This window comes from Sphingomonas sp. (assembly GCF_040398505.1).
Lineage (GTDB): Bacteria > Pseudomonadota > Alphaproteobacteria > Sphingomonadales > Sphingomonadaceae > Sphingomonas.
Genome location: NZ_JBBATX010000204.1, coordinates 1 through 1,357, shown reverse-complemented (window position 1 = coordinate 1,357; position 1,357 = coordinate 1). Strand labels below are relative to the sequence as shown.

The window sequence follows — 1,357 nt, the reverse complement described above, 5'->3', positions numbered from 1 at the left end:
TTAATCGACTCGCTTCAACCCGGTCGCATAGCTGCGGGCATTGGCAACATAATGATCGGCCGATGCTTGCAGCATTGCCTGCGCAGTCGCATCCAGCGTGCGCACCGCCCGCGCGGGCGAGCCGATAATCAGGCTGTTCGGCGGGAAGGCCTTGCCCTCGGTCACCAACGCGCCCGCGCCGACGATGCAGCCGTCGGCGATCGTCGCGTGGTTGAGCACGATCGCCCCCATGCCGATCAGCACGCGATCGCCGATCGTGCAGCCGTGCAGGATCGCGTGATGGCCGATCGTGCAATCGGTCCCGATCGTCAGCGGCGCGCCATGATCGGAATGGCACATCGCGCCTTCCTGGATGTTGCTGCGGTCGCCCACGATCATCGGGGTATTGTCGCCGCGAATCACCGCGCCGAACCAGATGCCGACATCGTCGCCAAGCTGGACATCGCCGATCAGATCGGCGCTGGGCGCGACCCAGGCATTGGCGCCGAGCGTCGGGCGCTTCCCGTCGATTTCATAAAGCGGCATGGTGCGTCGCGTCCTTCCCGAGCTTGTCGAAGGACGGTTCTTGGCGCAGCCCCGCCAAGAAGAACAGCCTTCGCGCACAGCGAGCGGCTCGCGCGATCCGCGCTTTTGCTCTAGCGTCGGCCAATGCCGCTCCACATTTACGTCGATGCCGATGCCTGCCCGGTCAAGGATGAGATCTACAAGGTTGCACTGCGGCGCGAAGTCGCCGTGACGATCGTCAGCAACAGCCCGATCCGCATTCCGATCCACCCGTTGCTGGCGCGGATCGTCGTCGGGGCGGGGTTTGACGAAGCCGATGACTGGATCGCCGAGCGCGCCGATACGGCGAGCGTGGTGGTGACGGGCGACATCCTGCTGGCGGATCGCTGTCTCAAGGCGGGCGCGCAGGTGCTTGCCCCCAATGGCAAGCCCTTCACCGCCGCATCGATCGGCAATGCGATTGCGGTGCGCGCGATCATGGCCGATCTGCGCGCGGGCGGTGATGCGATCGGCGGACCGCCACCCTTTGCCAAGACCGACCGTTCGCGCTTCCTCTCGGCGCTCGACGAAACGCTCGGGCGCTTGCTGCGGCGATAAGCGGCTTTGTCGGCACCCTTGGGCTGGACAAGCCCCGGTCCATCACTTTAAGGGCAGACGCATCGGACGGTGCGCAAGCCCGCCCTGACCGTTCGTCCGGCAGCAAAGCCCGGCAGCGGGCGCGTAGCTCAGTGGTAGAGCACACCCTTCACACGGGTGGGGTCGCTGGTTCAATCCCAGCCGCGCCCACCATTACCGAAAAGGCCCGCCGCTCCGGATTGGAGCGGCGGGCCTTTTGGTAGCCGGCCATCGCCCC

The 1,357-nt window shown here is 66.0% G+C and carries 2 protein-coding genes and 1 tRNA gene; 2 read left to right on the top strand and 1 reads right to left on the bottom strand.

The features are described from left to right. Positions 1-525, bottom strand: coding sequence for a gamma carbonic anhydrase family protein (locus ABWP09_RS14410; RefSeq protein ID WP_353205806.1), 525 nt, complete (start codon positions 523-525; stop codon positions 1-3). A gap of 123 nt (positions 526-648) precedes the next feature. Here ABWP09_RS14410 and ABWP09_RS14405 point away from each other — a divergent pair, with 123 nt between their 5' ends. Further along, entirely contained in the window at positions 649-1,101 is a 453-nt protein-coding gene (locus ABWP09_RS14405; RefSeq protein ID WP_353205805.1) for a YaiI/YqxD family protein, read from the top strand. Positions 1,102-1,218: 117 nt separating this feature from the next. After that, positions 1,219-1,293: transfer RNA gene (locus ABWP09_RS14400), tRNA-Val, on the top strand. The last annotated feature ends 64 nt before the right edge of the window (positions 1,294-1,357 follow it).

Coding starts and splice junctions, on each gene's coding strand:
- ABWP09_RS14410 (WP_353205806.1), bottom strand. CDS start 525: ATGCCGCTTTATGAAATCGACGGGAAGCGCCCGACGCTCGGCGCCAAT.
- ABWP09_RS14405 (WP_353205805.1), top strand. CDS start 649: ATGCCGCTCCACATTTACGTCGATGCCGATGCCTGCCCGGTCAAGGAT.